Below are 25,392 nucleotides of genomic sequence, written 5' to 3'. Positions count from 1 at the left end.
TCATAGCGAACGTTATGAAACGGCTAGGCTCCTTGTCTGCCGGGGTCAATCGGTTTAATAGTGATCGTTATGAAATCTGCTGCTGCACCCATGCGCCGGGGCGGAAGGCCCCTGTCCTTTGACCGGCAAGCGGCCTTGGAGAAGGCCATGCTGGCCTTCTGGCGGCATGGCTATGAAAGCACGTCGATCAGCGATCTGACGGCGGCGATGGGGGTGACGGCCCCCAGCCTTTACACCGCCTTTGGCGACAAGCGGCGCCTTTTTTTGGAGGCGATGGAGCTGTATGTCGGCCCGATGGAGGCGGTGCAGGCGCGGCTGGATGCGGCCCCGACAGCGCGGGCGGCAGCGTGGGATCTGCTGTTCGGGGCGGTGCAGAAGATGACGGGCGAGGCGACGCCGCCCGGCTGTCTGATGACAAGCGCTACGGCCAGCGTGTCGGCATCGGCGGTTGAGGTGCAGGCGGCGGTATCGGCGGTACGAGGTGAGATTCTGCGGCGGCTGGAGGCGCGGATCGCGCGGGATGTGGCGGAGGGGGCCTTGCCTGCGGGGACCGATGCGGCGGCGCTGGCGGCGCTGATGATGGGTGTGATGCAGGGTGTATCCGTGCTGGCGCGCGACGGGATGCCGCGTGAGGCGCTGCTGGCGATGGCGGAATGTGCGATGCGGGCGTTTCCGGGGGATGCTGGGACGCGTGCGGGGGCGTGAAGGATTTGCCCTGCGCGGCGAAGGCTGGCAGAGAGGGGGCCTGATCCTTTCGTCGAAGGGGGCCTTGCCCGATGAAGATTGCCGCTGCTGCCTATCCGCTGGATTTCCTGCCCGATTTCGCCGTCTATGAGGCGAAGCTGACAGAGTGGGTCGGGCAGGCGGTGGCGCAGGGGGCGGACCTGCTGGTGTTTCCGGAATACGGCGCGATGGAGCTGGCCTCGTTGGGTGGGGCGGCGGTGGCGGCTGATCTGGAGCGGGCGCTGGTTGAGGTGGCGCGCTGGCGCGAGGCGGTGGATGGCCTGCATCTGCGGCTGGCGGCGGCGCATGGGGTGCATATCCTTGGTGCGTCGGGGCCGGTCTTTGGCGGCGGGGGGGAGCGGCCCGTGAACCGGGCCACGCTGTACGGGCCGCAGGGCATCGTCGGGCATCAGGACAAGCAGATCATGACCCGGTTCGAGCGCGAGACGTGGTTCGTGGAACCCGGCGCGGGGCTGCCGGTGTTTGACACAGCCATCGGCCGGATCGGGGTGCTGATCTGCTATGACAGCGAGTTTCCCTTGTTGGCGCGGCGGCTGGCCGAGGCCGGGGCAGAGATCCTTCTGGTGCCGTCCTGCACGGATTCGCTGGCCGGTTTCACGCGGGTGCGGGTGGGGGCCATGGCGCGCGCGCTGGAAAACCAATGCATCACGGTTCATTCGCCCACGGTGGGGCTGGCGCCGTGGTGCCCGGCGGTGGATGAGAATGTGGGGGCGGCGGCGATCTATGGCCCGCCGGACCGGGGCTTTCCGGCGACGGGGATATTCACCGAGACGGCGCTGAACGCGCCGGGCTGGGCGGTGGCGGAGGTGGACCTTGCCGCCGTGCACAGGGTGCGGCGGGAGGGTGGGGTTCTCAATCACCTGCACTGGGACGAACAGGCCGACCGCGTGGCGCGGGCCTGACCGCAGGGTTGCGGTCCTGCGCGGGTAGCAACCGGGAATTGATCGGGATGCCGTTCATGCTAGGCTCGGCGCGAGGGCAGGGCTGAGGCCGGGTGCGGGTGGCATGGGTGGATGTGGCGAGGGTCGGTCCTCTGGCAGTGTGGCGCGGCGCTGTGCGGTGGGGTTGATGGTGGCGTCTGTCGCATGGGCGGGTGCGGGGAAGGCCATGGCAGGCGTGACCTGCGCCGCGGCGGCGGGGGTGGACATGCCCGGGGCCGACGCTCTGTGTCAGGCGGTCGGCGCGATCCTTGCCGGGGATGGGCGCGCGGCCGACGAGACGGCGGCGGTCGTGGAGGTTCTGCTGATGCGGCCGGAGCGGGTGGTTGCGCGGTTGCGCTGGGGTGCGGCGGCTGCACCGGGGCCGGAGGTGGAGATCATGGCGATGGACGGCCCCCTTTTGCCCGATTGGCCAGAGCGGCTTGCCTCTGATCTGGTGCGGGCGACGCCCCCGCCGTGAGGGGGCCGGGTTCGATTTGCAGAACGGTTTGGCGTTTCAGTGCTTGGGTGAGTGAACGATGTGTACGATGTGTTTTGCCGCGGTGATCGAGAAGCGCTGCGGGTTTTCGGACCCGCGCGTCACGATCGGCGGGACGGATGGGCCGCCCGTGGCGGCGACCGTTCGGGAGATCGGCGATGCGCCGGACATCGTGCCGCCCGCCCCGGGCGTGGTGATCGAGGTGGGTGACGAGTTTCTGGGGCGGCTGAGCATTGATGATTTCGATCTGGTTGCCGTGACGCTGGAGGCGGGGCAGGCCTATCAGATCGACCTGAGCGGATATGGCACGACCCCCCTTGCCGACACTTTCCTTACCGTGCTGGATGAAGGGGGCAACCTGCTTCAGTTCAACGACGATGCGGTGGGTTTGTATTCCCAACTGATCTTTGTCGCGCCGACCACGGACACCTATTACCTGTCTGCAAGCGGCTTTGACGCAAGTCAGACGGGGGATTACCGCCTGACCATTCGCGAGGCGGTGATCCCCACGCCCGCCGCGGCGAGCCTTGATGAACTGGCGGCATTCCTGACGGACGGCTATTGGCAAAGCTTCGGATCAAGCGGCCGGGCCTTCGACACGGCTGCCAGCAACATCATCACCTATGACCTCTCCGGGCTTACGGCGGCGGGTCGGCAGCTTGCGCTGTGGGCGATGGAGGCGTGGGAGATGGTGGCCGACATCGACTTTCGGGTCGGCCCGCGCCTGAGCGCCGATATCGTCTTTGACGATACGGAGCCCGGGGCCTTTGCGAATTCGACCCTGTCGCGGGGGAACATCCTGTCTGCGCGGGTCAATGTCGGGTTGGACTGGCTGGCCGCCTATGGCACGGGCTATGACGGCTACAGCTTCCAGACCTATGTGCATGAGATCGGCCATGCGCTGGGCTTGGGGCATCAGGGCGGCTATAACGTCTCGGCCAGCTATGAGGTGGATGCGGATTTCGTGAACGACAGCTGGTCTGCGTCGGTCATGTCGTATTTCAATCAGGACGTGAACACCAATGATCCCAGCGGATATGCCAGCCTGCTGACGACGATGGCCGCCGATATCGTGGCGATCCAGAACCTTTACGGCGCGGCGGCGGGCGGGGCGACGGCGGGCAATACCGTCTGGGGCGAGGGCACGACGCTGACGAATTTTCTGGGCCAGTTCTTTGCCGATATCTTTGCGGGCGGCAGGGAGATGGCGGATCTGGCCCTGACCCTTTTTGACGAGGGCGGGCGCGATACGATCCGCCTGACGGGAGATGCAAGCGATCAAGTGGTCACGCTTCTGTCGGAGGGCCGATCGAGCGTGATGGGCGGGGCGGGCAACCTGTTCATCGCCCGTGGAACGGTGATCGAGAACTTCGAGGCCGGGCGCGGCGATGACAGCGTGACGGGGAACGGCGCGGGGAATGCCCTGTGGGGCAATACCGGGGACGACACGCTGTCGGGCGGTGGGGGGAATGACCGGCTGTATGGCGGCGACGGGCAGGACCGCCTGACGGGCGATGCGGGGCGGGACCGTCTGTCCGGCCTTGCCGGTGCGGATGATCTGCGAGGCGGTCTGGGCAATGACATCCTGTCGGGCGCGGGCGGCGCGGACCGGCTGGACGGCGGGGCGGGGAGCGACCGTCTGGGCGGCGGGGCCGGGGCGGATGTGTTCGTCTACACCGCGGGGCGGGACGTCATCACGGATTTTGCCGATGGGGTGGACCGCATCACGATCGAGGCCGATCTGATCGGTCCCGGGGCGGACTGGGCCGATCTGCGCGCGCTGGCACGGGCGGAGGCGGATCGCATCGTGTTCGACTTTGGCGGTGCGGATGTGCTGGTGGTGATCGGCGTGAACCGGGTGGCCGCGTTGCAGGGCGACATCCTGCTGGTGTGATGCCGTGACGCGGGCCGCATTTGCCCCTTGAAAAATCAGGCGTAGAGGCGCATTACCCTTGCCCGGAGCCTGCGAGCACTGCTTGCGGGCCACAACCCTATTCGGAGTGAACATGGCCAAGGAAGATATCCTCGAATTCCCCGGTGTCGTGAAGGAACTCCTGCCGAACGCGACATTCAGGGTCGAGCTGGATAACGGCCATGAACTGATCGCCGTGATGGCAGGCAAGATGCGCAAGAACCGCATCCGCGTTCTGGCGGGCGACAAGGTGCAGGTGGAAATGACGCCCTACGACCTGTCGAAGGGTCGCATCAACTATCGCTTCAAGTGAAGCTGATCCTCGGATCGGGCAGCCCGCGCCGGAAGGAACTTCTGGCGCAACTGGGCATCGTGCCCGATGCCATCCTTCCCCCCGATATCGACGAGGATCCCCGCAAGGGCGAGTTGCCGCGGCCCTATGCGGCGCGGCTGGCGCGCGAGAAGGCGGCTGCGGTGGCGGCGGGGCCTGATGACATCGTGTTGTGCGCGGATACGACCGTGGCGCTGGGCCGCCGGATCCTTGGCAAGCCGCGCGACGCGGGCGAGGCGGCGGCCTTTCTGATGGCGCTGGGCGGGCGGCGGCATGAGGTGATCACCGCCGTGGCCGTGCGCCGGGGTGACCGGGTCTGGACGCGCGAGTCGGTGAGCGCGGTGAAGATGAAGCGGCTGTCGGATGTGGAGTTGAATGCCTACCTGGCGGGCGGCGACTGGCAGGGCAAGGCCGGGGCCTATGCCATCCAGGGTGCGGCGGGGGCCTTCATCCCCTGGATTTCGGGCAGTTTCACCGGCATCGTGGGCCTGCCCTTGGCCGAGACGGCGGCGCTGTTGCAGGCGGCGGGCTATCCGATCTGGAGGCAGGGATGAAGGGGCGTGTGGTCTGTCTGGACCGGATCGACGGGCGCGAGGCGGCGGCGCTGATCGTAGACGGGCGGCTGGAGGATCTGCTGATCGACCCGCCCGGGGATGTAGTGCTGCCCGGCGCGATCTATCGCGCGGTGGCGGATCGGCCCGTGAAGGGGCAGGGCGGCATGTTCGTGAAGCTGCCGGGGGGCAGCGGGTTCCTGCGGCAGGTGTCGGGGCTGGCGCCGGGGCAGCGGATCATCGTGCAGGTCACGGGGCCTACGGAACCCGGCAAGGCCGTGCCGGTGACCACGCGGCTTCTGTTCCGGTCGCGCTGGGCGATCGTGACGCCGGGGGCGCCGGGGATCAACATCTCGCGCCGCATCCGGGATGAGGACGTACGGGCCGAGTTGCAGGCGCTGGCCGAAGAGGCGATGGCGGGGGCGCCCGCCGATCACGGGTTGATCCTGCGGTCGGCCGCCGAGGGTGAGGATGAGGCGGCGGTGGCCGAGGATATCCTTGCGATGAAGGATCTGGCGGCGGCGGTGACGGCCGATCTGGCGGGGGGGCCGGAGCTTTTGGTCGATGGGCCAGGCGCGCATGAGGCGGCATGGCGCGACTGGGCCGATCCCCCCCCGGATGAGGTGGTGGAAGGCGGGTTCACCGATCTTGGCGTCTGGGAGATGATCGACGCGCTGCGCGCGGCCCGGGTGGATTTGCCGGGTGGCGGGCATATCACGGTGGAACCGACCCGCGCGCTGGTGGCGGTGGATGTGAACACGGGCGCCGACACCTCGCCCGCGGCGGCGTTGAAGGCCAATGTGGCGGCGGCGCGGGAGTTGCCGCGCCAGCTGCGGCTGCGGGGTCTGGGCGGGCAGGTGGTGGTGGATTTCGCGCCGGTCCCCAAGAAGGACCGCGGCACGCTGGACCAGGTGATGAAGGCTGCCTTCCGGGCGGAAGGGGCGGAAACCCATCTGGCGGGCTGGACGGGGCTGGGCCTGTACGAGATGACGCGCAAGCGCGACCGTCTGGCGCTGGCCGATCTTCTGGGGGGGGTGGTGTGAGCTGTCCGATCTGCAACAAGGAGGCGGATGCGAAATACCGCCCCTTCTGTTCGCGGCGCTGCGCGGATGTGGACCTTGGCCGCTGGCTCAGGGGCAGTTACGCCATCCCCGCCGAACCGCTTGATGAGGGCGACCCGCCGGCCGGGCCGCAGGACGACGCCGACCCCGCCTCCGGCGCGCGCCCGCATTGATCCAAGGCGCGCAACGGCGCCTTAGGAGGCGTGTGTTGGATTTTTCTGCCGAAACCCACTGGACAGCCCCCGCCGCCTGACGTATCACGCCGCCACTCCGAGGGGATCCCTTGGTGACGGTGCCCAGATAGCTCAGTTGGTAGAGCAGCGGATTGAAAATCCGCGTGTCGCTGGTTCGATTCCGGCTCTGGGCACCATTATTTTCTCAAGAATATCTTAGCACTTGAAGACAAAGAAGAATTTGAAATTCTTCGGCTTTGCGGTCCTGTTTTTGTATCACATTTCGTATCACATTCGATTCCGAGAAGTGGAGCTTCTGGCGGTGTGTTGGGGGTGGGTGCTCAGATGGCGCAAAGCCTCTGTCCTGGGCGCAGATTGATTGAGTTTGGCTCGGCCTGCGGTCCCCATTGCGGCGCTTCAGTTTGACCTCTTTGGTGGATCCGCGCGGCACTGGCCGATCCATCCCTCGCAAAGATCACCATCGAGTCCTGGCGGGGCTCTGTTGAGCCCCACGTAGGGTCAATGACTTCGACAGAGGCCTGTCGATCCACATCTCAGCGGTTTCGTAGTTTGCGTTGATCCCACTGACGTTGCCCCCGCCTTTTTTCCAGCGTGAGCGAGACTCCGGGTTTGGGTTTTGCCTGTTTGGCGGGTTGGGCGACGGGGGCTGGTGCGGAGCTTTGCGGGTTGCGCAGCGTCAGGCCCTGTTGCGGGGTGAAGGTTTGGGCGAACTGGGCAGGCGTCTGCCAGCCGAGGCGGGAGTGCAGGCGTTCGGTGTTATAGTCCATGCGCCAGGCTTCGAGCGTGGCGCGGGCATGGCTTAGAGAGGGGAACAGCGTCTCGTTCAAGAGCTCGTCGCGCAACCGACCATTGAAGCTCTCGATGAAGGCGTTCTGGGTCAGCTTGCCGGGTGCGATGTAGTGCCAGTCGACTTTGCGGTCGTCGGCAAAGGTCAGGATCGCGTTCGAGGTGAACTCGGTCCCGTTGTCGCTGACTACGGTTTGGGGCTTTCCACGCGCTTCAAACAGGGTCGCCATCTCCCGCGCCACCCGTGCGCCGGACAGGGACGTGTCGGCGATCAGCGCGAGGCATTCTCGCGTGCAGTCATCCACCACGGTCAGGACCCGGAAGCGGCGGCCATCGGTCAGCTGGTCGGAGACAAAGTCGAGCGACCAGCGCTGGTTCGGCATCAGGGGCATCGCCATCAAGGCGGCAATGCAGACGGTCCTGCCCACCACGCTTATCACCGACGAACAGACGGCCAAAACTTTGCTGGAGTAGCGCCCGTCCTGATTAGATCGGTAGACTGCGCGATGTCCGCTTGCGCGCCCCGACAGACCGAAAGACAGTCGGCCGTCCCGGAAGGCCCGTCTTGTGGTACAAGCCCGCCGCTGCACGAATGGCCACGACGAGATGATCGTCGGCCGTCTGGTCAAAGCTTCTGCCGCGTCCCGGATTGCCTTAACCGCGATGGACCGTGGCGATCCGTTCCGCCAGTGCAGCGGCCTGAATGCGGATGTCCGGGATGGCCGTGACCTCCCAGAAGGCGGCGCGGCTGACGGGGCCGATTGCGGAAAGGTGGGGCGACGGGGTGCCGTCGGCACGGATCAGCGACCCGTCATCGGCGATGTCGAGGCCGATACCGAGGGGGTCCATCCGGGCGGTGCCGTCGTGCAGCAGGCCGGCCAGCAGGGGGGAGTCCGCCGGTCGCCCGCGCAGGCCCCGTGCGTCGATGGCGACCGCGGCCGAGAGTGCGGCGGTGCTGCCCGCGCCGTAAGGGCGGTAGATGGCGCGGATCCCTGTCCCGCTGCGATCAACCCGCAGCACATCGCCCCGCAGCAGGATGAGTTGACCGTCTGTCATGGCGGCGCGAAGCCGCGCTTCCGAGCACGGGGGCATGCGATGGCGGTGGATGTCCCACCAACGCTGTCCATGGCGCAGGAAGCGGGCGCGTTCGACCGGCGGCAGGCTGCGCCAGATGCGCCTGACATAGGGCCGGACACCATCCATGGCATCGCGCCACGTGCCGCCCTTGCCTTCTGCCGTCTGGGCGAGGGTGCGGAGCCAGCGGCACAGGGCGCGGGTCGGGGCGCCGAAGGGGATGTCCTGCGGGCCAAGACGCAGGGGCGTCGTCGGGCGGTGGGCGCGGGGCAGGAGACCCCGGCGGGAGATGGCCATGATGCACCCTTCGAAGCCGGCATCCAGAAGAGAGAGAACCTGATCCACCATGGTCAGGCCGGTTCCGAGGATCAGGACTGACGCCTCTGCTGGAAGGCGCGGAAGCGGATCCCAGGCCGGTTGCAGTGCCGTATCCTCGGCGGGGCGCGGTTGGGTATGGCCGGTGGCGAGGATGACATGGTCCGCAAGTTGCGCGGTGCCATCCGCGAAAGTGGCGACAGCGCCGAACGGCCCCTCGGTCAGGCCCGTGCAGATACCGTGCGCGCGACGGAAGCGTGCCGGATGTCCGCCACGCCAGACCGAGAGGAGATCGGCAAGATATTCGCCATAGATCCTGCGGCGGACGAAGCAATCGGGGGTGGCGTCGTGGCCCGCCTTGGCGAGCCAGTCGAGAAAATGCTGCGGATCGTCGGCCAGCGCGCTCATATTGCCGGCCCGGACGTTCAGGAGATGGTTTTCGTCGGACGTGGAATAGGCGAGGCCGAGCCCGATCCTGTCGCGCGGTTCGACCAGCGTGACGCGCGCCTGCGGATCACGGCGGAGAAGATGTGCGGCGGCAAGCACACCGCTGGCACCACCCCCCACGATCAGGGCGTGGGGGCCGGGACGATCCGGCCCCGTGACCGGGGACGATTGGCCGGGACCGGGGTGATCCTTCATGCGGAAACGCAGAGCGCGACCACGGCAAGCACCAGGGTGGCGGCGAAGGCCGTCCATTCGGCCGGGCCGGGATGGCTGTTCTCTGCCATCGGCGTTTCGGCAAGGAAAAGGGCGAGGCCCGGGTCGTGGATGCAGGTGAACATAAGGGCGTTCCTTTCACAGTCTGGTCGGTGGCGGTTTGGTCGAGCAAGGCGCGGTCGGCGCGGAAGGTTTCGGAGGAGACAGCAACTGTCCAAGTGGCGAAGGGGGTGATCCCCCGGTCCGGGGCAGCAGGCGCGTCTGGGAGATGAGTCGGCTGCTTGGGTTCGGAAATAATCTACAAGTTTGATCGTGATTAAGTTTCCAAACTTGGGCCACGAAAGAGAACAGACATGTCATCGGGCGGTGGTTTGCCAGAAGTTGGGGGTGATCACCTGTCCGTGTCGCAGGTTTGCCACCCGCGTGGCGATCGGCGCCGCGATCAAGGCGTGGTTTGGACATATGCCAGCGGACGGTTCGGCATCGCTGTCATCTCGGCATGACCTGCCATGGATTTGAGCACCCCGGGTGAATGGGGCGTGCACAATGTCGCAGGTCGTGGTGTCGGGTGGCCCGGGTCCTTGCAAAAACGGTGGCTGCCGATACGAGTGGTGCCATGACAGGGCATCGGAACCTTCTTTGGCCGTTGCGGGCCATCGTTCTGATACTGGGGTTCGCCTTTGCGACCTCAGGTTTTGCCCATCACATCACGACCCCGGACGAACAGGCGCGGATCGCCTATGCCGCTGCCCTTGGCGTGGCGGTCGAAGACATCTGCGCGGAAACGGGGCAGCAAGATCATGGCCGGTCGAATTGCGAAGCCTGTCTTGTTGGGCCGTTTCTGGCCCCGCCGCCCGTTGCATCGGCCGTCGTGCCGATCACGGCGGTGTCGCGCACGGCTTGGGCCATCCGGGACCTTGGGCCCCTTCCGCAGGCCCGTCTGGCGCGCGCCAATCCATCCAGGGCGCCGCCCCTTGGCATCATCGGTGCGTCTGTCGGCTAGAGCGGCGATCCTGATCTTGCCCTGATCTTGCGTTGATCGGTCCCTTTGCGGATCAAATCCTGTACCCGCTTTTGTTCGGCATTTCGCGCCGCGACTCTCAGTCATTTGCCGGCCCAGCCTTTCGGGGTCGCCCGGTTCCCATGGGACGGGCGCGCATCTTCGGGCCGGTGTTTCCCCCATTTCCGACCGGAGGAGCGCAGGAATGATTGCGTTCAAACTGAACCCGCGACAGCCGGGTGACCGTCCACGTCCCAGAAGGCGACCAACCCTCTTCCGAAATCTGACGGCGAGCCAGAGGGCGATGGTGCGATGGCATTGCACGACGGTCGATCTCTTGCCCGGCGAAACCATGTGCCCCTTGGCGGGACCGGGGTTTCTGTTTGTTGACAGCGGGGGGCTGCGCGAAGAAATCGCTGAAGGCTGCGGGTCGCGCGTGTTCGCGCTGATCTTTCCCGGCGAACTTGTGCCGCCGGCAAGCCGGAATACACGGGGGGTGACCCTGCGGGCTGTCGATCATTCCCGCCTGATCCGGTGCGATGCAGAGGTCTTTCAGGGGCTTGTCCGTGACATCCCCCAACTTCGCCTGAACATGATCAGGGCCCATCAGGACCAGATCGAGCAGGCCGTCAGAGGGCAGATGATTCTGGGGCGCAAGATCGCCTCGGAACGTGTGGCGACTTTCCTTGCAGATGCTTGGCTTCGTCTGGGCTGCGCGGCGGAAATCCCGCTGGGACTGAGCCGTGACGAAATGGGGCAGATTCTGGGGCTGGCACTGGAAACGGTATCGCGTCACCTGCGCAGGCTGGAGATGGACGGCATTGTCGAACTGCGGCCGCGGGGGGCGATCCTGCTTTTGGACCCACAGGCCTTGTTCCAACGCATGGGGGACTGACGCGGCGCATGGGGCGTGGGGTTCAAGCGGGCAGACCGGGGGATGATCGGGTCTGCCCACCGATCCTTGCGGAATGCTCAGGTTCCCTCGCGCCGTGCGAAGCGGCGGAAAACAGTCCGCTTGCCCATTTGCGCGGGGTGTCGGGCGAAAATTTCGTCTTTCCACCGGCCCGTGCGCGAGGGGATTCTTCCTGTTTCTGGCTGACCTTTGGAATGGCCGCGGGGCGGTTTCGCTGGCAGGGTGTAATCACGATAAAAGAAATCGACATAAGGCCCGCTCCCATGACCCGCACCATCATCGGACTTTCCGGAAATCTGGATCGCCCCTCCAAGACGCGCACGCTGGTTCAGACCGCCGTGGCCACCGTCGCCAGCCGGTTCGAGGCGGTGGGGGCGGTGTTCGATCTGGCGGATTTTGGCCCTTCGCTGGGGACGGCGCGGCGGGTGGGGGATCTGGAACCCCCGGCCCGTGCGGCCCTGGACGCGGTGCTTGCTGCGGATGCCCTTGTGGTGGCGAGCCCGGTTTACAAGGGGAGCTATACGGGGCTGTTCAAGCATTTGATCGACCTGCTTGATCCGCAGGCGCTGCTGGGCAAGCCCGTCCTGCTGGCCGCGACCGGGGGCGGGGACAGGCATGCGCTGGTGATCGAACATCAGTTGCGCCCGCTGTTCGGCTTTTTCGAAGCGCAGACGCTGCCGACGGGGGTTTATGCCGCAGATCGCGATTTCGCGGAGGGACAGCCTGCCTCGGCTGCGCTGCACGACCGTCTGGCGCGGGCGGTGGATCAGTTCTCGCCCTTCTTTGAACGCCGCGCCCAGCCTGAGGTGTTCGTCCTGAGCGCCTGATCTTCCTGCCATCCCACCTTCCTGACGCGGCCCGCTGGGACCGCGAACGCCCTTCCCTTGCCTGACGAAAGGACCCGATCCATGACCCGCAAGATCCGCCTTGGCGCCTTCCTTCCCGGTGGTGGCCAGCATGTCGCCGCCTGGCGGCACCCGGACAGCCCCGCCGATGGGGCGACCAGCTTTGCCTTCCATGTGCAACTGGCACAGGAGGCAGAGCGGGGGTTGTTTGACGCGTACTTCCTTGCCGACGGGCTTGCCGTGTCCTTTGGCGGCGGGATGGAGGGCGGCAATGCCAAGGTGGCGGGGTTCGAACCTGTCACGCTGTTCTCGGCCCTGGCGCCGCTGACGCGGAACATCGGCTTTATCGCGACCGCGTCCACGACCTATGAGGAACCCTATTCCGTGGCGCGCAAGTTCGCCTCGCTGGACCTGATCAGCGATGGGCGTGCGGGCTGGAACGTGGTGACCACCGCGACAGAGGCGGCGGCGCATAACTTCAACCTCGACCAGCAGCACCCGCATGCGGTGCGCTATGCCCGCGCGGCGGAGCATGTGGAGGTGGTTCGGAAGCTGTGGGACAGTTTCGAGGATGACGCCTTCATCCGCGACAAGGAGACGGGGCGGTTCTTCCACGAGGGGAAGCTGCACGCCACCAACCACCGGGGCGCGCATTTCAAGGTGAAGGGGCCGCTGAACGTATCCCGGTCGCCGCAGGGGCATCCGGTGATCGTGCAGGCCGGGCAGTCCGAGGATGGGCGCGGGCTGGCGGCGGCGACGGCAGAGGTGATCTTCACCGCGCATCAGCGGCTGGACACGGCGCAGGAGTTCTATCGCGACATCAAGGCGCGCGCGCGGGGGCTGGGGCGTGATCCGGCGCATATCCTTGTGATGCCGGGCGTGTCGCCCTTCGTGGGCCGCACGCTGGAGGAGGCGCAGGAGAAATATGACCGGCTGACCAGCCTGATCCTGCCCGAAGACGGCATCTCGCTTTTGAACGGGCTGACCGGGGGGACGCTGGACCTGCGGGGATATGATCTGGACGGTCCGCTCCCGCCCGCGCCGCCGACGGAAGGCATGAAGTCGCGGCAGGCGCTGATCCGGGCGATTGCGGATGAGAACGGGTTCACCATCCGGCAGCTTTACCAGTGGGTTGCCTCGGCGCGGGGGCATTTCACCATCGTTGGCACGCCCGAGACGATCGTGGATACGCTGCAGGAGTGGTTCGAGAACGAGGCGGCGGACGGCTTCAACATCCTGCCGCCGTGGCTGCCCACGGGGCTGACGGATTTCGTGGATCTGGTGATCCCGGAACTGCAGCGGCGCGGGCTGTTCCGCACGGAATATGAAGGGCGCACCCTGCGCGAAAACCTCGGCCTGCCTTTCCCGGCCAACCGCCACGCGCTTGCCCGTGGCGCGGCCCATGCGGCGGAGTGAGGACATGACGCTGCAATCGCTCGATACCCCCGCCGTCGGTTCCCCGCCCGCCCGCGCCCTTGTGGCACGGGCAGGGCAGGGCGCGCGCAGCGTCGCCGCCCGGTATGGGGTGCTGGCAAGCTTTCTGATCCTGTGGCAGGTGGGCAGCACCGTGGGTTGGCTCAATCCCACCGTGTTTCCGCCGCTGGACCTGATCCTTGCGGCGCTGTGGGATGGTCTCGTCTCTGGCGCGCTGATCGACGACATCGCGATCAGCCTGCAACGGTCGGGGCTGGCCTTTGCCGCCGCCGTGGGGCTTGGCATCCCGCTTGGTCTGTTCATGGGGCAGATCCGGGCGGTGGAGCGGGCGCTGGACCCGATCCTGCAGTTCTTTCGCCAGACCTCGGCGCTCGCGCTCTATCCCGTCTTCATCCTGCTTTTGGGGCTGGGCGAGGCATCCAAGGTCTTCGTCATCTTCTGGGCGACGCTGTTTCCCATCCTGCTGGCCACCATCGGCGGGGTGAAGGAGGTGGACCGCAAGCTGATCGAGATGGCGCGTACCTATGGAGCCGCCCGCCGCACGGTGTTCCTGCGGGTCGTGTTGCCTGCCTCTGTTCCGTCGATCTTCGTGGGTTTGCGCCTGTCGGCCACCACCGCGCTGCTGCTGCTGATCGCGGCCGAGATGATCGGGGCGAACCGGGGCCTGGGGTTCCAGGTGATGAACGCGCAGTACAACTTTCAGATCCCCCTGATGTTCGCGGCGATCTTCCTGCTGGCCCTGCTGGGTCTGGCCGCGAACTTCACCCTCGTCACGCTGCAGCGCCGTCTGTGCCGCTGGGCGGACGCGAGCTGATCCCTGCCAACCTCCTAAATCTAAAAGGAAATCATCATGACCTTCTCTTTCCGCAGCCTTGCCCTGACCACCGCGCTGGGCCTTTCCTTTGCCACCGCGGCCAGCGCCGATGTGACGATCCGATACCTTGCCAGCCAAGGGGGGCTGAACGCCCATGAACTGGCGGCTGAGCTGGGCTATTTCGAAGGCACCGGCATCACGCTGGAGAATGTGGGATACGCCCAAGGCGGCCCCGCGTCGCTGGTGGCGCTGGCCGGGGGCAGCGTGGAGCTTGGGTCGGCGGCCACGGCGGCGGTGCTGAACTCCATCGCGGCGGGGAATGATTTCGTGGCGGACTATCCGTCGAACGGGATCAATGATCAGGCGCAGTCGATCTTCTATGTGCTGGAGGACAGCCCGATCAAGACGATCGAGGATCTGGCCGGCAAGACCATCGCCGTGAACACGCTGGGCGCCCATCTGGATTATGTGGTGCGCGAGGCGCTGCATCAGAAGGGCCTGCCCAAGGATGCGGCGAGCCTTGTCGTGGTGCCGGGGCCGCAGCTGGAGCAGGTGCTGCGGTCCGAACAGGTGGATGTGTCGGCCTTTGGCTATTGGCAGACCACCTTTGAAGGCGCAGCGCGTCAGGCGGGCGGGTTGCGGGCGGTGTTCGACGACACGGATATCATCGGCGAGATCGCGGGTGGCTTCGTCGTTCTGCGCCGCGACTGGATAGAGGCCCATCCGGAAGAGGCGAAGGTCTTTGTCGAAGCCTCGGCCAAGGCGCTGGACTATGCGCGCGAGCACCCGGAGGAGACGAAGGCTATCTTCGCCAAGGTTCTGGCCGAGCGGGGCGAGAACCCGGATGTGGCGCAGTTCTTCGCCGGCTATGGCGTGCGCGAAGGCGGGCTGGCGGTGGAGCGGGACGTGCAGTTTTGGATCGACGTGCTGGAACGCGAAGGCAGCGTCGAGAAGGGCAAGCTGGTGGCCAAGGACATCCTCTACATCACCGGCGATACGCCGGTCAGCAATTGAGGCCGCGATGCGCGTGGTGGACACCGCCCGCCGTGGAGAGGTCACGATCCGTGACCTCTCCAAATCCTTCACCCTGAACGGGCGCAGGCTGGATGTGCTGCGCGGGATTGATCTGGACATCCGGGGCGGCGAGGCCATCGCCATCGTGGGCCCCTCTGGCTGTGGCAAGACCACGCTTCTGCGCGTGCTGGCCGGGCTGGAGGAACCGGACCGCGGCGATGTGCTGATCGACGGCGCGCCGGTCCATGGGATCGGCAACCAGCGGGCGGTGATCTTTCAGGAGCCGCGCCTGCTTCCCTGGCTGACGGTGGCGCAGAACGTGGCCTTCGGGCTGGAGGTGCGTGGGACACCCGCCGCCAGGGCCGCCGATCGCGCGCGGCATTACATCCGGCTGGTGGGGCTGGCCGGGTTCGAGGAGGCCTATCCGCGCCAGTTGTCGGGCGGCATGGCGCAGCGGGTGGGCATTGCGCGGGCGCTGACCGTGCAACCCGAAATCCTGCTGCTGGATGAACCCCTGGGCGCGCTGGATGCGATGACGAAGCTGACCATGCAGGAGGAGTTGGCGCGCATCTGGCGGGAGGAAGGGGTGACGATGATCCTTGTCACCCATGATCTGGAAGAGGCGATCTTCCTTGCCGACCGCGTGTTGGTCATGTCGAAGGACAGCGCGAGCCCGACGCGGCTGATCGAGCTGGACCTGCCCCGCCCCCGCGACCGCAGCACCCCGGCCTTCGTGGCCCTGCGGCGGCGGCTGATGGCGGAGTTCGGGCTGCATTAGGATGGGGTCGCGGGGCGCTGTTGGGCGCCCACGCGCCACTGAACGCAACGGGCCTTCTGGCTTTGCCATGGGGCCCGCCGCCCTTTGCGGTGGCCGGGAAAGCACCGGCATCTTCACCGCCAAACGGGCCGTCTGACAGGATTTTCGTACCCTTGTTGGAATAGAGGCGGCCGTCGCGGCGTTTGTGCTTCAGGAGCGTAACTCCGGGCCAGTTTGTAACGAGGTGTATGATGACAACGATCACTTTGCGCGGAAACCAGATCGGCGAGGCGCTGCAATTCAGGGAGAACGGGACGACCGTTTCGGTCGAGATCGGCCGGGTCTGGTTTTCGGCCACGGATACGGTGACGCTGGTGGCGGCACCGGGGGCGATTGACCCGGTGACGGGGGCCTATGTCGGTGGGGCGGGGTCGATCATCGGGCTGACGGTGACGACCGCCACGGGGCAGGTGACGACCTTTGGCGTCTCTGCTGCCAACGCGCTGGATGTCGATCCCGATCAGGCCAAGAATGGCGGGGATTTCCTGTATATCTCGGAAAGTCCGGCAGCGGGGATCGGCGGGGCCTATGCCGGGCTGCAACTGGAAAAGATCCTTGTGTCCGACATTGCGCTGCAGGCGGGGACGGAGCCGGTCTTTTCGGCCATCGGCAACTGGGTGCCGGCGGCAGGGGTCGTGGTGCCGCCTGCGCCACCCTCGCCCAACCTGACCGGCACGAACCAGAATGACACGCTGACGGGCACGGCGGCGGCGAACCGGATCGAGGGGCGCGATGGAAATGATACCATCCTGTCGCTGGGCGGAAGGGATCGGGTGGATGCCGGGCGCGGCAATGACCGGGTGGATGCCGGGGCAGGGAATGACACGGTTCTGGGTGGCGAAGGCAATGACCTGATCCTGGGCGGGGCTGGGCGGGACCGGCTGGAGGGTGGCGAAGGCAACGACCTGCTGAACGGCGGGGCCGGGGTCGATCTGCTGATCGGTGGCCGGGGCGGCGACAGCTTTGTCTTCGGGAACGGGGACAGGGTGACGGACTTCTCGGCGGGCGAGGGCGACCGGATCGTGTTTGACGCGGCGCTGGGGCTGGACCTGTCGGATATCGCGGTGCGTTATGACGCCACGGGGGCCGTGGTGCGGTTCGGCGCGCAGTCGATGGTGCTGGCGGGGGTGACGGAGCCCTTTGATCTGGGCAATCACATCGCCTTTGACCACGTGCCGGAGTTCGATTTCATCTGACGCTGCAGGCGAAGATGGGCCGGGGTGCGCGCGGGGGGGTGATCCTTGCGCGCGCCCCGGTTCATTCCGCTGCCCCGGCCATCTGGGGCAGGAGGTAGGGACCCGAGGCGGGGGTGCGGTTGGTGCGGATGTCGCAGCGATAGGCCCGGGACAGGAGACGGTCGGTCATCACCTGCTCTGGCGGGCCTGCCGCCAGAAGGCCGCCTTCCGCGAGCAGGACCACATGATCGGCCGTCATGGCGGTGAGGTTGAGGTCATGCATGACCGCGACCACGCCGCCGCCTTCGGCCGCAAAGCGGCGGGCGCGGCGCATGACCATAAGCTGATGCGCGATGTCGAGGCTGGAGACAGGTTCATCCAGAAACAACCACATCGGCCCGTGATCGTTGTGAGGGCGGCGTGCCTGCGCAAGGGTTCGGGCAAGGTGGATGCGCTGGCGTTCGCCACCCGACAGGGCGTGGATGGGGCGATTGGCGGTGTCGGGCAGGTCAACCTCGGCCAGAAGGCGCGGGATGAGGGCCGGGTCGGCGGGGCCGGTGCCGGCCTCGACCCCGAGTTGCAGGATTTCGGCCACGGTGAAGGGAAAGGCCACCTGTGTCTCCTGTGCCAGCACGGCGCGGCGGGCGGCGAGGTGGCGAGGGGAGAGGTGCGCGATGTCATCGCCGTTCAGCGTGACACGGCCCGTGACAGGGGCAAGGTCGCCGGTGAGCGCGGCCATCAGTGTGGTCTTGCCCGATCCGTTGGGGCCGATGATGGCGGTGACTTCGCCGGGGCGGGCGCTGAGGGTAATCCCCTGCAGGATGGTGCGGCCATCGCGGACAAGGGTGAGGTCGGTCGCGTTGAGCATGGATCAGATCCCGGCAAGGCCACGGCGGCGCAAAAGGATCCACAGGAACACCGGCGCGCCGAGTGTGGCGGTGACGATGCCGATGGGAAGCTCGGCCGGGGCGGTGAGGGTGCGGGCGATCATGTCGGCCCCGATCAGCAGCGTGCCGCCCAGAAGGGCCGCATTGGGCAGAAGGGTGCGGTGATCCGGCCCGGTGGACAGCCGCAGGAGATGCGGCACGACGATGCCGACAAAGCCGATGCCACCCGCGATCGCGGTGGCCGCGCCTGCGGCGGCGGCGGTGGCGAGGATGGCCAGCCGTTTGGTGCGTTCGACATGGATGCCCAGATGGGCGGCCTGCGGCTCGCCCAAGGCGAGCGCGTTCAGGGCGCGGGCGAGGAGGGGCGACAGAAGGAGCGCGGGCAGGATCAGGGGCAGGGCGGTTGCGATCTTGGCCCAGCTTGCCCCGGCGAGCGATCCCATGGACCAGAAGGTAAGGTCGCGCAACTGCTGGTCATCGGCGATGTAGGTGAGGATGCCGGTGGCCGCGCCCGCGATGGCGCCAAGGGCGATCCCGGCCAGAAGCAGTGTGGCGATGGCGGTCTGCCCGCCGGATGCGGCGACGTGGGTCAGGATCAGCGTGGCGATCCAGCCACCGACGAAGGCGGCGACCGGGATGAGATGCGCCCCGGTCAGCGCGGCGAGGGCGGGGGGAAGCATCCCCCCCAGCACGATGGCAGCCACGGCGCCCAGTCCGGCGCCTGCGCCCACGCCGACGATGCCGGGATCGGCAAGGGGGTTGCGGAACAGGCCCTGCATCAGCGCGCCCGCCACGGCCAGCGCGGCGCCCACCAGCAGGCCCATGGCAAGGCGGGGAAGGCGGATGTCGTAAAGGACCAGCGCCTCGGCCGGTGTCAGCGCCTCGGCCCCCGTGAAGGCAGAGGTGAAGGCGGCAATCAGGCGGGCGGGCGACAGGCCCGCCGCGCCGGTCCCGAGGGACAGGAGCGACACGACACAGAGAAGGGTGAGCAGCGCCGCCGTCACCAGTTGCGGATGGGGACGGCTTTCGCTGCGCCGGGTCAGCGGCAGGGCGACCATGGATCAGCCCTGACCGGGATAGAGCAGGGCGTGCAGATCGACCGCTGCCTGCGGGGTGCGCGGGCCGAAACCCAGAAGCAGAAGGCCATCCATGCGCAGGATGCGGCCCGCCTTGGCGGCAGGGGTCTGGGACAGGGCGGGATGGGCCATGACCATATCGTTGTTGATGGCAAGGTCGCCTTCGCGGTCCATCATCAGGATCACGTCGGGGGCGGCGGTCAGGACGGCCTCATCCGTGATCTGCTTGTAGCCTTCGAAACCGCTGCCTGCGTTGATGCCGCCCGCGAGAGTGATGATGCTTTCGGCCGATGATCCTTCGCCGCCCGCCATGACGCGGCCGCCCTGCAGGGACAGGATGAAGAGGACGCGCTTGGGCTCTTGCACCGTAGCGGCGCGGTCGCGGGCCTGTTGCAGGCCCTGCGCCACCTTGTCGGCGAGGGCCTTGCCTTCGGCGGGCAGGTCAAGCGCTTGGGCAACCGTTTCGATCTTCGCGGTCAGGCCTTCGGGGGTGGTGTCGGCGCCGGCCACGATGAAGGGGATGCCCGCGGCGTTCAGCACATCGAGCGCCTCCTGCGGGCCTGCGCCCGTCTCGGACAGGATGAGATCGGGGTTCAGGGCCAGCACGCCTTCGGGCGAGAGGGCGCGGAAATAGCCGACATCGGGCAGGCCGGTGACTTCGGGCGGGAAGGTCGAGGTGGTGTCGCGCCCGATCAGCCGATCCTGCGCGCCAAGGGCGACAGCGATTTCGGTGACGGACCCGCCCAGAGTGAGCACACGCTGGGCCGGGTCGGCCATGGCCGGGGCGGAGGTTGCCAGCGACAGGGTCAGCGACTGAGCCAGCGCAAGGGACAGCGCAAGGGTCCGCGGGGCGAGAAGGCGGATCATGCCGAGACTCCTTCCAGCGTGGCGAGGGATTTGACGAAGGCGTTCCATGCGGTGGGGGGTTTTTCCTTGCGATAGCCGAAGATCTGCAGGATCAGGCCGCCGTCCTTGTCGAAGGCTTCGATGCTGTTGGCGTCGCCGGTGCGGGTGGGTTTCCAGACGCGCCAGACCTCGGCGATGTGGTCGGTGCGCAGATGCAGGTTGAAGCGGGGATCCATGACGTTGATCCAGGGTCCCATGGGGACGACCTTTTCGATCGGGCCGCCATGGATCTGGATGCAGCCTGCATTGCCCACGAAGATCATCAGGGGGATCTTGCCATCGGCGGCGGCGTGCAGGGCCTGTGTCACGCTGCCCGTGTCGATGCGTTCGGCGCGCGGGCTGCCGGCGAGTTGGTAGGCGCCCAAGCGGTTCATCTTCAGCCGCCGCGTCAGGGTGTTGAACTGATGCGTGTCGGTCATCGCGTCCCATTCCCGCCGCAGATCATCGGTGCGGGCGGGGTTGGGCTTCGGGCCTTCGGTTGCCGCGCGGGGCGACAGGGCAAGGGTTTGCGACTGGTCGGAAAGGCCGAGGGCGGCGGTCAGCGCGTCGAAGGCATCCGCGTGCGACTGCGGCTTCAGATGCACCTTGTGGACGGCATCCCCCGCGGCGTCGAAGATCTGCAGGCTGCGGCGCGGGCCATCCTCGCCCGGTTCCATCACGGCAAAGGCGTGTTTCCAATGCGAGGGGAAGATGCGCAGGTCAATCTCGGGGTCAAGCACCATGGCGGCATGGGGGCCGGAGCGGTAGTCGGAATAGACGCCGCGCCGTTCATGCACGCAGGATTCGTTGCGAGTCAGCGCCATCACATCACCAAGGTCGCGGATCAGGGGAAACAGCCGATCGGGCGTGGCGTCGATGGCGGTGGTGCCATGACCGACATGGGCGGCGACCAGCGCGGCCTCGGTCAGCCCGTGCATATGGGCGAAGTCGCGGGCGCGGGCCTTGGGGTTTTCAAGCCGCAGGGCGCGGATTGCGGCGGGGGTCAGCGGGGCGGTTTGGCCATCAGCCATGATGTGCTCCAGTCAAGGGAATGGGGCGCGTCTGGCGGGCGGCCTGGGCCGGGGCTGGTGCGCTGCGGTCAGGTATCGTTGATACTTGACAGTTACAGTCGGGCTTTCTAGAAGCCATTTCCTGACAGATCAAGTCGGAATATCCGCAAGGCGGGGCCGACTTGCCGCCAGCCAAGCGATCCGCCCGGCCAGCCCTTTCAAGAACAAGACAAAAAGGGGTAACCATGCCGATCCGAACCGGCGCCCAACGGGCGCGACTGCTGTGCACTGTTCCTGTGATTCTGCTTTGCGCCGCGCCTGCGGCCGCGCAGGACAACGAAGGGTTCTTCCAGGTGCTGGGGCGCATCATCCTTGGCACCGGGACGGCCAAGGTGGCCATCGACACGCCACAGGCCGTCAGCACGATCGAGGCAGAGGAACTGGAACGGGACCAGCCATCCAATATCGGCGATCTGTTCAAATCGGTGCCGGGCGTGCAGGGGGCGGGGGCATCAGCGCGGCCGCTGGGTCAGGCGTTCAACATCCGGGGCATCGGCAACAGCGAACAGACGGCATCCGAGGCGCGGATCATCGTCAATGTCGATGGGGCGCCGAAGTTCTATGAAAGCTATCGGATGGGATCGTTCTTTGGCGATCTGGACCTCTACAAGCGGGTGGAGGTGCTGAAGGGGCCTGCCTCATCTACGTTGTACGGATCGGGGGCCATCGGCGGCGCGGTGAATTTCACCACGCGCGACGCGAGTGATTTTCTGGAAGAGGGCGAAACCCGCGCGCTGCGGTTTTCCTCGACCTATGACAGCAATGGTGACGGCGTGAAGCTGGGCATCATCTCGGCCACACGGGCGGGCAATGCCGAATACCTTGCCGGTTTCAACGTCAGCACCGGCAACGACAAGGTTGACGGGGCCGGCAACCGGATCGCGGGCACGGCCTATGAAGGCATGTCGGGATTGCTGAAGGGCCGGTGGTATTTCGGCGAGGACGAGGAGCAGAGCCTGACGCTGACGCTGTCGCGCACCGACAGCGATCTGGACCGCACGCCGGTGGCCCAGACGGGGGGCGCCACGGTGGGCGCCTTTGGCCTGCACGACCTGCATGCGGTGGATGATACGCTGACGCTCGCCTGGCGGAACGAGTTCCGCGACAACCCGCTTCTGGATGTCACGGCACAGCTTTCCTACACCGATACGAGCGTGGAGAAGGACAACTACACGCTGGGCGCATCCTGCGCTCCGGGGACGTTCCAGGTGCTGTGCGACAGCTCTTACGGGTATGCCACGACGACGCTGAAGCTTGAGAACACCGCCGATCTGAGCGCGGGCGCGTGGGAGAATTACCTGACCGTAGGCGTGCAGGTATCGGAGCAAAAGCGCAGTGCGACATCGTCGCTGGGGGCGCTGGGCTTTCATCCCGAGGGGACGGATCGGCGGATGGGGCTCTATGCCCAAGGCGAATTCACCTATGGTGAGCGGCTGACGATCATCCCGGGCGTGCGGGTGGATTTCGGCAAGCAGACCCCGGGCGCATCGGCCGCCGCAGCGGGCGCCTTGGTGCAGGACGACACCGCCATCTCGCCCAAGATCGCGGCGATGTACGAGTTGAATGACAGCTTTGCCGTCTTCGGATCGCTGGCGCGGACCGAGCGGATGCCGACGCTGGATGAGCTTTATTCCAGCGAGGCGGCGGGTGTGCTGCCCGCACGGACGCCAAGCCTGAACCTCAAGAAGGAAGAGGCGGATACGGTGGAGTTGGGCTTCACCTTCCAGCGCGAGGGGTGGCTGGCCGAGGGCGACAGCTTCCAGATGAAGGTGACGGCCTTCCACAATGACCTGACCAACATGATCGCCACCACCCCGCGTGTGGCCGGGGGGCCTGCGGTGCCGTACTTCTCCAACATCGCGGCGGCGGAGTTGTGGGGGGCCGAGGTGGAGGCCGCCTATGACGCGGATCGGTGGTTCGCCCAGCTGGCATATGCCCATGTGAAATCGAAGAACCGGGCGACCGGGCTGACGCTGCCGGACACGCCGGCCGAGAATGTGGTGCTGACAGTGGGGGCGAAGCTGCCGGAACAGGGCCTGACCATCGGCTGGCGGGCGAGCTATTTCGACAAGATCCGCACCTCGAGCGCGACGACGAGCGGGGCATCCTATGACACCCATGACATCTTCCTGACATGGTCGCCGGAGGAAGGGCCGCTGGCGGGGCTGGATGTGAACCTGTCGGTCGAGAATGTCTTTGACCGGGCCTATCGCAACAACCTGAGCCTCGACAATGCGGTGGGACGGACGGCGAAGCTGTCGGTGGCCAAGCGGATCACCTTCTGATGCGCGGGCTGCCGATCCTTGCGGTGATCTTGGCCGGGGTGCCGGGTCTGGGCATGGCGCAGCAGGGGGGCGAACCCGCCCCCCTGACCCCCCCGGCGCCTGATCCTGCCACGCTTGCGCCGATCCATGCGCCCGTGCCGGTGGTCGAGATGATCGGGGCGGCGCATTGGGTGGTGCAGGCGGTCAGCCTTGTGCTGGCGCTGGGTCTGTTTGCGGTGGTGACGGTGCTTTTCTACAAGGCGGGGGAGCTGTGGCTGGCCGGGCATCGGTTGCGCCAGAGCCTTGCGTCACTGGGCCGGGCTACCACGCTGGAAGAGGCGGCGCGGATGCTTGAAGGGCGGCGCTGTCCTGGCGCCGCGATGGCGCGCGCGGCGCAGGAAGAGCACAGCCTGGCGCTGCCCCTGCTGGCGCAGGCCGGACCGGCGGGCGTGAAGGAACGCGTCCGCGCCCGGCTGGAACGGGTGGGCGGGCAGGCGACGGCCCGGTTGCGGCGCGGGACGGGGATGCTGGCCACGGTGGCGGCGACAGCGCCGTTCATCGGGCTGTTCGGCACGGTCTGGGGGATCATGTCATCCTTCCTTGCCATCAGTGCCGAAGGCACGACGAACCTTGCCGTGGTGGCGCCGGGCATTGCCGAGGCGCTTTTGGTGACGGGGTTCGGGCTTGTGGCGGCCATTCCGGCGGTCATCGTCTACAACGGCGTGCAGCGGCGCATCGCGGGCCTGCGGCAGGCCATGGCCGATGTGGCGGTCATGCTCGAGGTGCTGCTCGGCCGCGATCTTGACCGGCGCGAGGCAGAGCGGAGGGTCGGCGCATGAGCGGGGGGCTGCCGCGCGAAGGCGACGAGGACGATGTGGCGGCCGAGATCAACGTCACGCCCTTTATCGACGTGATGCTGGTCCTCTTGATCGTGTTCATGGTGGCGGCCCCCCTGTCCACGGTGGATGTGCCGGTGAACCTGCCCACCAGTTCCGCAACCCCGCAGGAACGCCCTGCCGAGCCGGTCTGGCTGACCGTGTCGGCGGAAGGGGCGTGGTCGGTGGGCGATGCGGAAGTTCCGCGCGACGGGCTGGCCGCCGCCTTGGAGACGGCGAGCGAAGGTGATCGAACGCGGACGGTGCTGGTCCGGGGGGATGCCGCGCTGCCCTATGCGCAGATGATGGAACTGCTGGATGCGCTGCGGGCAGCGGGCTGGATGAAGGTGGCGCTTGTGGGCAAGGAGGCGGCAGGCGGATGATTGGCGCGTTTGACCGGCGGCATGATCTGGCAGGCTGGGGCGCGGCGGCGATGCTGTCAGCCGCCCTGTTCGCCGGGGCGGCAACGGCGGCGCTTCGTGCCGCGCCGGGGCCTGAGGGGGACGGGCCGGTCGAGGCTGTGGCGCTGGACCTGTCGGTCGGCGTGGTGCCGATGTCGGCGGTGCTGCCCTCGGCGCCGCCTGATGTGGCCGCGATGACCGCGCCCGAAGCGCCGGTTGCGCCACAGGCCGAGGCGGCGCCGGTGCTGGCGCCGCCCGTTCTGAACGATGCGCCGCCCCTGCACACGCCGCCCGTGCCGTCATTGGAGCCGATGCCACAGCTTCCCATCGCCGATCAGCCGCCGGTGATGGCCGCGACGGCCCCGCCTCCACCCCCGCCAGAGGTGGCCGAGGCCCCCCCCGCCTTGGCGCAAAGCCCGCGCCCGATGGCGCGGCCGGATCGCCCGGCCGAAGAGGAGCCGCGACCCGAGCGGCAGCGGGCGGACGCCGCCCCTGCGCCTGCTGCAGAACCCGCACCCGCAGCGCAGGAAACCGCCCTTGCCGCACCGGCGCAACCCGCAGGGTCGAACCAGGCGGCGCGGCCCGCGCAAGAGCGGCGTGTGGCAGGCGGGCAGGAGGCCGCGCGCTATGGCGACCGGGTGATGCGCCAGATCGCGAAGCTGCGGCGGCAGAAGGCGCCTGAGCGCGGGGTGGTCACCGTGGGGTTCGAGATCGGGGCGGATGGCGGGCTGCGCCGGGTGGCGGTGGTGTCATCCTCGGGCTCCTTGGCGCTGGATCAGGTGGCGATGGACCATATCCGGCGCGCTGCCCCCTTTCCGCCCCCGCCCGAGGGTGCGGCCACACGGTTTGCCTTTGAATTCGTAGGACGCTAGGGCCCA

At 67.2% G+C, this 25,392-nt stretch carries 26 protein-coding genes, 1 tRNA gene and 1 pseudogene; 21 read left to right on the top strand and 7 right to left on the bottom strand.

Going from position 1 to position 25,392, the window contains the following annotated elements:
- Positions 1-90: 90 nt before the first annotated feature.
- The 9 genes from GU920_RS02865 to GU920_RS02825 all read left to right on the top strand — a co-directional run bounded on the left by GU920_RS02865 (position 91) and on the right by GU920_RS02825 (position 6,385).
- A complete protein-coding gene (locus tag GU920_RS02865) occupies positions 91-705 on the top strand; it encodes a TetR/AcrR family transcriptional regulator (RefSeq protein WP_235933021.1) in 615 nt (204 codons plus the stop codon).
- A 71-nt stretch (positions 706-776) separates the two neighbouring features.
- Positions 777-1,646, top strand: a complete 870-nt coding sequence (locus GU920_RS02860; RefSeq protein WP_161765457.1) for a carbon-nitrogen hydrolase family protein — start codon at positions 777-779, stop codon at positions 1,644-1,646.
- Positions 1,647-1,851: 205 nt separating this feature from the next.
- Entirely contained in the window at positions 1,852-2,142 is a 291-nt protein-coding gene (locus GU920_RS02855; RefSeq protein WP_161765456.1) for a hypothetical protein, read from the top strand.
- 67 nt (positions 2,143-2,209) lie between these two features.
- A complete protein-coding gene (locus tag GU920_RS02850) occupies positions 2,210-4,054 on the top strand; it encodes a M10 family metallopeptidase (RefSeq protein WP_235933019.1) in 1,845 nt (614 codons plus the stop codon).
- 112 nt (positions 4,055-4,166) lie between these two features.
- Positions 4,167-4,385 carry a translation initiation factor IF-1 gene (gene infA, locus GU920_RS02845; RefSeq protein WP_108434436.1) on the top strand — a complete coding sequence of 73 codons (219 nt, stop codon included), beginning with the start codon at positions 4,167-4,169 and terminating at the stop codon, positions 4,383-4,385.
- Complete coding sequence (locus tag GU920_RS02840) at positions 4,382-4,957, top strand: Maf family protein (protein WP_161765454.1); 576 nt, start codon at positions 4,382-4,384, stop codon at positions 4,955-4,957. The genes infA and GU920_RS02840 overlap by 4 nt, the downstream gene beginning before the upstream one ends.
- The gene (locus GU920_RS02835) at positions 4,954-5,997 is read left to right on the top strand and encodes a ribonuclease E/G (protein WP_161765453.1); all 1,044 of its coding nucleotides are present in this window, start codon (positions 4,954-4,956) and stop codon (positions 5,995-5,997) included. The genes GU920_RS02840 and GU920_RS02835 overlap by 4 nt, the downstream gene beginning before the upstream one ends.
- A complete protein-coding gene (locus GU920_RS02830) occupies positions 5,994-6,188 on the top strand; it encodes a DNA gyrase inhibitor YacG (RefSeq protein WP_161765452.1) in 195 nt (64 codons plus the stop codon). Before GU920_RS02835 ends, GU920_RS02830 begins: the two co-directional genes overlap by 4 nt.
- 121 nt (positions 6,189-6,309) lie before the next feature.
- Positions 6,310-6,385 (top strand) — tRNA-Phe (locus GU920_RS02825).
- Between the two features lie 357 nt (positions 6,386-6,742).
- Here the strand turns inward: GU920_RS02825 and GU920_RS02820 are convergent.
- The 3 genes and pseudogenes from GU920_RS02820 to GU920_RS02810 all read right to left on the bottom strand — a co-directional run.
- Positions 6,743-7,384 (bottom strand): annotated as a pseudogene (locus tag GU920_RS02820) (integrase core domain-containing protein); the annotation flags it as partial.
- A gap of 265 nt (positions 7,385-7,649) precedes the next feature.
- Positions 7,650-9,026: an FAD/NAD(P)-binding protein gene (locus GU920_RS02815; RefSeq protein ID WP_161765451.1), complete on the bottom strand. Its 1,377-nt coding sequence runs from the start codon at positions 9,024-9,026 to the stop codon at positions 7,650-7,652.
- Complete coding sequence (locus tag GU920_RS02810; RefSeq protein WP_161765450.1) at positions 9,023-9,169, bottom strand: hypothetical protein; 147 nt, start codon at positions 9,167-9,169, stop codon at positions 9,023-9,025. The genes GU920_RS02815 and GU920_RS02810 overlap by 4 nt, the downstream gene beginning before the upstream one ends.
- A 491-nt stretch (positions 9,170-9,660) precedes the next feature.
- Here GU920_RS02810 and GU920_RS02805 point away from each other — a divergent pair, with 491 nt between their 5' ends.
- The 8 genes from GU920_RS02805 (at position 9,661) to GU920_RS02770 (ending at position 17,077) form a co-directional block, all read left to right on the top strand.
- On the top strand, positions 9,661-10,047 hold the full coding sequence (locus tag GU920_RS02805) for a polyketide synthase (protein ID WP_161765449.1): 387 nt from the start codon (positions 9,661-9,663) through the stop codon (positions 10,045-10,047).
- Between the two features lie 301 nt (positions 10,048-10,348).
- Positions 10,349-10,939, top strand: coding sequence for a Crp/Fnr family transcriptional regulator (locus tag GU920_RS02800; protein WP_161765448.1), 591 nt, complete (start codon positions 10,349-10,351; stop codon positions 10,937-10,939).
- Between the two features lie 281 nt (positions 10,940-11,220).
- On the top strand, positions 11,221-11,784 hold the full coding sequence (msuE, locus tag GU920_RS02795) for an FMN reductase (protein WP_161765447.1): 564 nt from the start codon (positions 11,221-11,223) through the stop codon (positions 11,782-11,784).
- Positions 11,785-11,865: 81 nt separating this feature from the next.
- Entirely contained in the window at positions 11,866-13,218 is a 1,353-nt protein-coding gene (locus tag GU920_RS02790) for an LLM class flavin-dependent oxidoreductase (protein ID WP_161765446.1), read from the top strand.
- Positions 13,205-14,050, top strand: a complete 846-nt coding sequence (locus GU920_RS02785; protein WP_235933015.1) for an ABC transporter permease — start codon at positions 13,205-13,207, stop codon at positions 14,048-14,050. The genes GU920_RS02790 and GU920_RS02785 overlap by 14 nt, the downstream gene beginning before the upstream one ends.
- Positions 14,051-14,086: 36 nt before the next feature.
- Complete coding sequence (locus GU920_RS02780; RefSeq protein WP_161765445.1) at positions 14,087-15,064, top strand: ABC transporter substrate-binding protein; 978 nt, start codon at positions 14,087-14,089, stop codon at positions 15,062-15,064.
- Between the two features lie 7 nt (positions 15,065-15,071).
- Positions 15,072-15,842: an ABC transporter ATP-binding protein gene (locus GU920_RS02775; RefSeq protein ID WP_161765444.1), complete on the top strand. Its 771-nt coding sequence runs from the start codon at positions 15,072-15,074 to the stop codon at positions 15,840-15,842.
- Between the two features lie 230 nt (positions 15,843-16,072).
- Positions 16,073-17,077, top strand: coding sequence for a calcium-binding protein (locus GU920_RS02770; protein ID WP_201743955.1), 1,005 nt, complete (start codon positions 16,073-16,075; stop codon positions 17,075-17,077).
- A 61-nt stretch (positions 17,078-17,138) separates the two neighbouring features.
- On the opposite strand, the gene GU920_RS02765 is transcribed toward GU920_RS02770, so the two are convergent.
- From GU920_RS02765 to GU920_RS02750, 4 genes are read right to left on the bottom strand one after another with little or no spacing between them, the layout of a single operon-like run.
- Positions 17,139-17,924, bottom strand: a complete 786-nt coding sequence (locus GU920_RS02765; RefSeq protein WP_161765442.1) for a heme ABC transporter ATP-binding protein — start codon at positions 17,922-17,924, stop codon at positions 17,139-17,141.
- A 3-nt stretch (positions 17,925-17,927) separates the two neighbouring features.
- The gene (locus tag GU920_RS02760; RefSeq protein WP_161765441.1) at positions 17,928-19,001 is read right to left on the bottom strand and encodes a FecCD family ABC transporter permease; all 1,074 of its coding nucleotides are present in this window, start codon (positions 18,999-19,001) and stop codon (positions 17,928-17,930) included.
- A 3-nt stretch (positions 19,002-19,004) separates the two neighbouring features.
- On the bottom strand, positions 19,005-19,886 hold the full coding sequence (locus tag GU920_RS02755) for a heme/hemin ABC transporter substrate-binding protein (protein WP_161765440.1): 882 nt from the start codon (positions 19,884-19,886) through the stop codon (positions 19,005-19,007).
- Complete coding sequence (locus GU920_RS02750; RefSeq protein WP_161765439.1) at positions 19,883-20,935, bottom strand: hemin-degrading factor; 1,053 nt, start codon at positions 20,933-20,935, stop codon at positions 19,883-19,885. Before GU920_RS02750 ends, GU920_RS02755 begins: the two co-directional genes overlap by 4 nt.
- Positions 20,936-21,159: 224 nt before the next feature.
- Here GU920_RS02750 and GU920_RS02745 point away from each other — a divergent pair, with 224 nt between their 5' ends.
- The 4 genes from GU920_RS02745 to GU920_RS02730 are packed head-to-tail and all read left to right on the top strand — an operon-like array spanning position 21,160 to position 25,386.
- Positions 21,160-23,259, top strand: a complete 2,100-nt coding sequence (locus GU920_RS02745; protein ID WP_161765438.1) for a TonB-dependent receptor domain-containing protein — start codon at positions 21,160-21,162, stop codon at positions 23,257-23,259.
- Positions 23,259-24,077 carry a tonB-system energizer ExbB gene (gene exbB, locus GU920_RS02740; RefSeq protein WP_161765437.1) on the top strand — a complete coding sequence of 273 codons (819 nt, stop codon included), beginning with the start codon at positions 23,259-23,261 and terminating at the stop codon, positions 24,075-24,077. Before GU920_RS02745 ends, exbB begins: the two co-directional genes overlap by 1 nt.
- The gene (locus GU920_RS02735) at positions 24,074-24,496 is read left to right on the top strand and encodes a biopolymer transporter ExbD (RefSeq protein WP_161765436.1); all 423 of its coding nucleotides are present in this window, start codon (positions 24,074-24,076) and stop codon (positions 24,494-24,496) included. Before exbB ends, GU920_RS02735 begins: the two co-directional genes overlap by 4 nt.
- On the top strand, positions 24,493-25,386 hold the full coding sequence (locus GU920_RS02730) for an energy transducer TonB (protein WP_235933013.1): 894 nt from the start codon (positions 24,493-24,495) through the stop codon (positions 25,384-25,386). Before GU920_RS02735 ends, GU920_RS02730 begins: the two co-directional genes overlap by 4 nt.
- Positions 25,387-25,392: the final 6 nt, after the last annotated feature.

Origin of the sequence: Paragemmobacter ruber, assembly GCF_009908315.1 — a bacterium.
Lineage (GTDB): Bacteria > Pseudomonadota > Alphaproteobacteria > Rhodobacterales > Rhodobacteraceae > Paragemmobacter > Paragemmobacter ruber.
The sequence above is the reverse complement of the archived record's forward strand: the minus strand, read 5'-3'. Positions and strand labels throughout refer to the sequence as shown.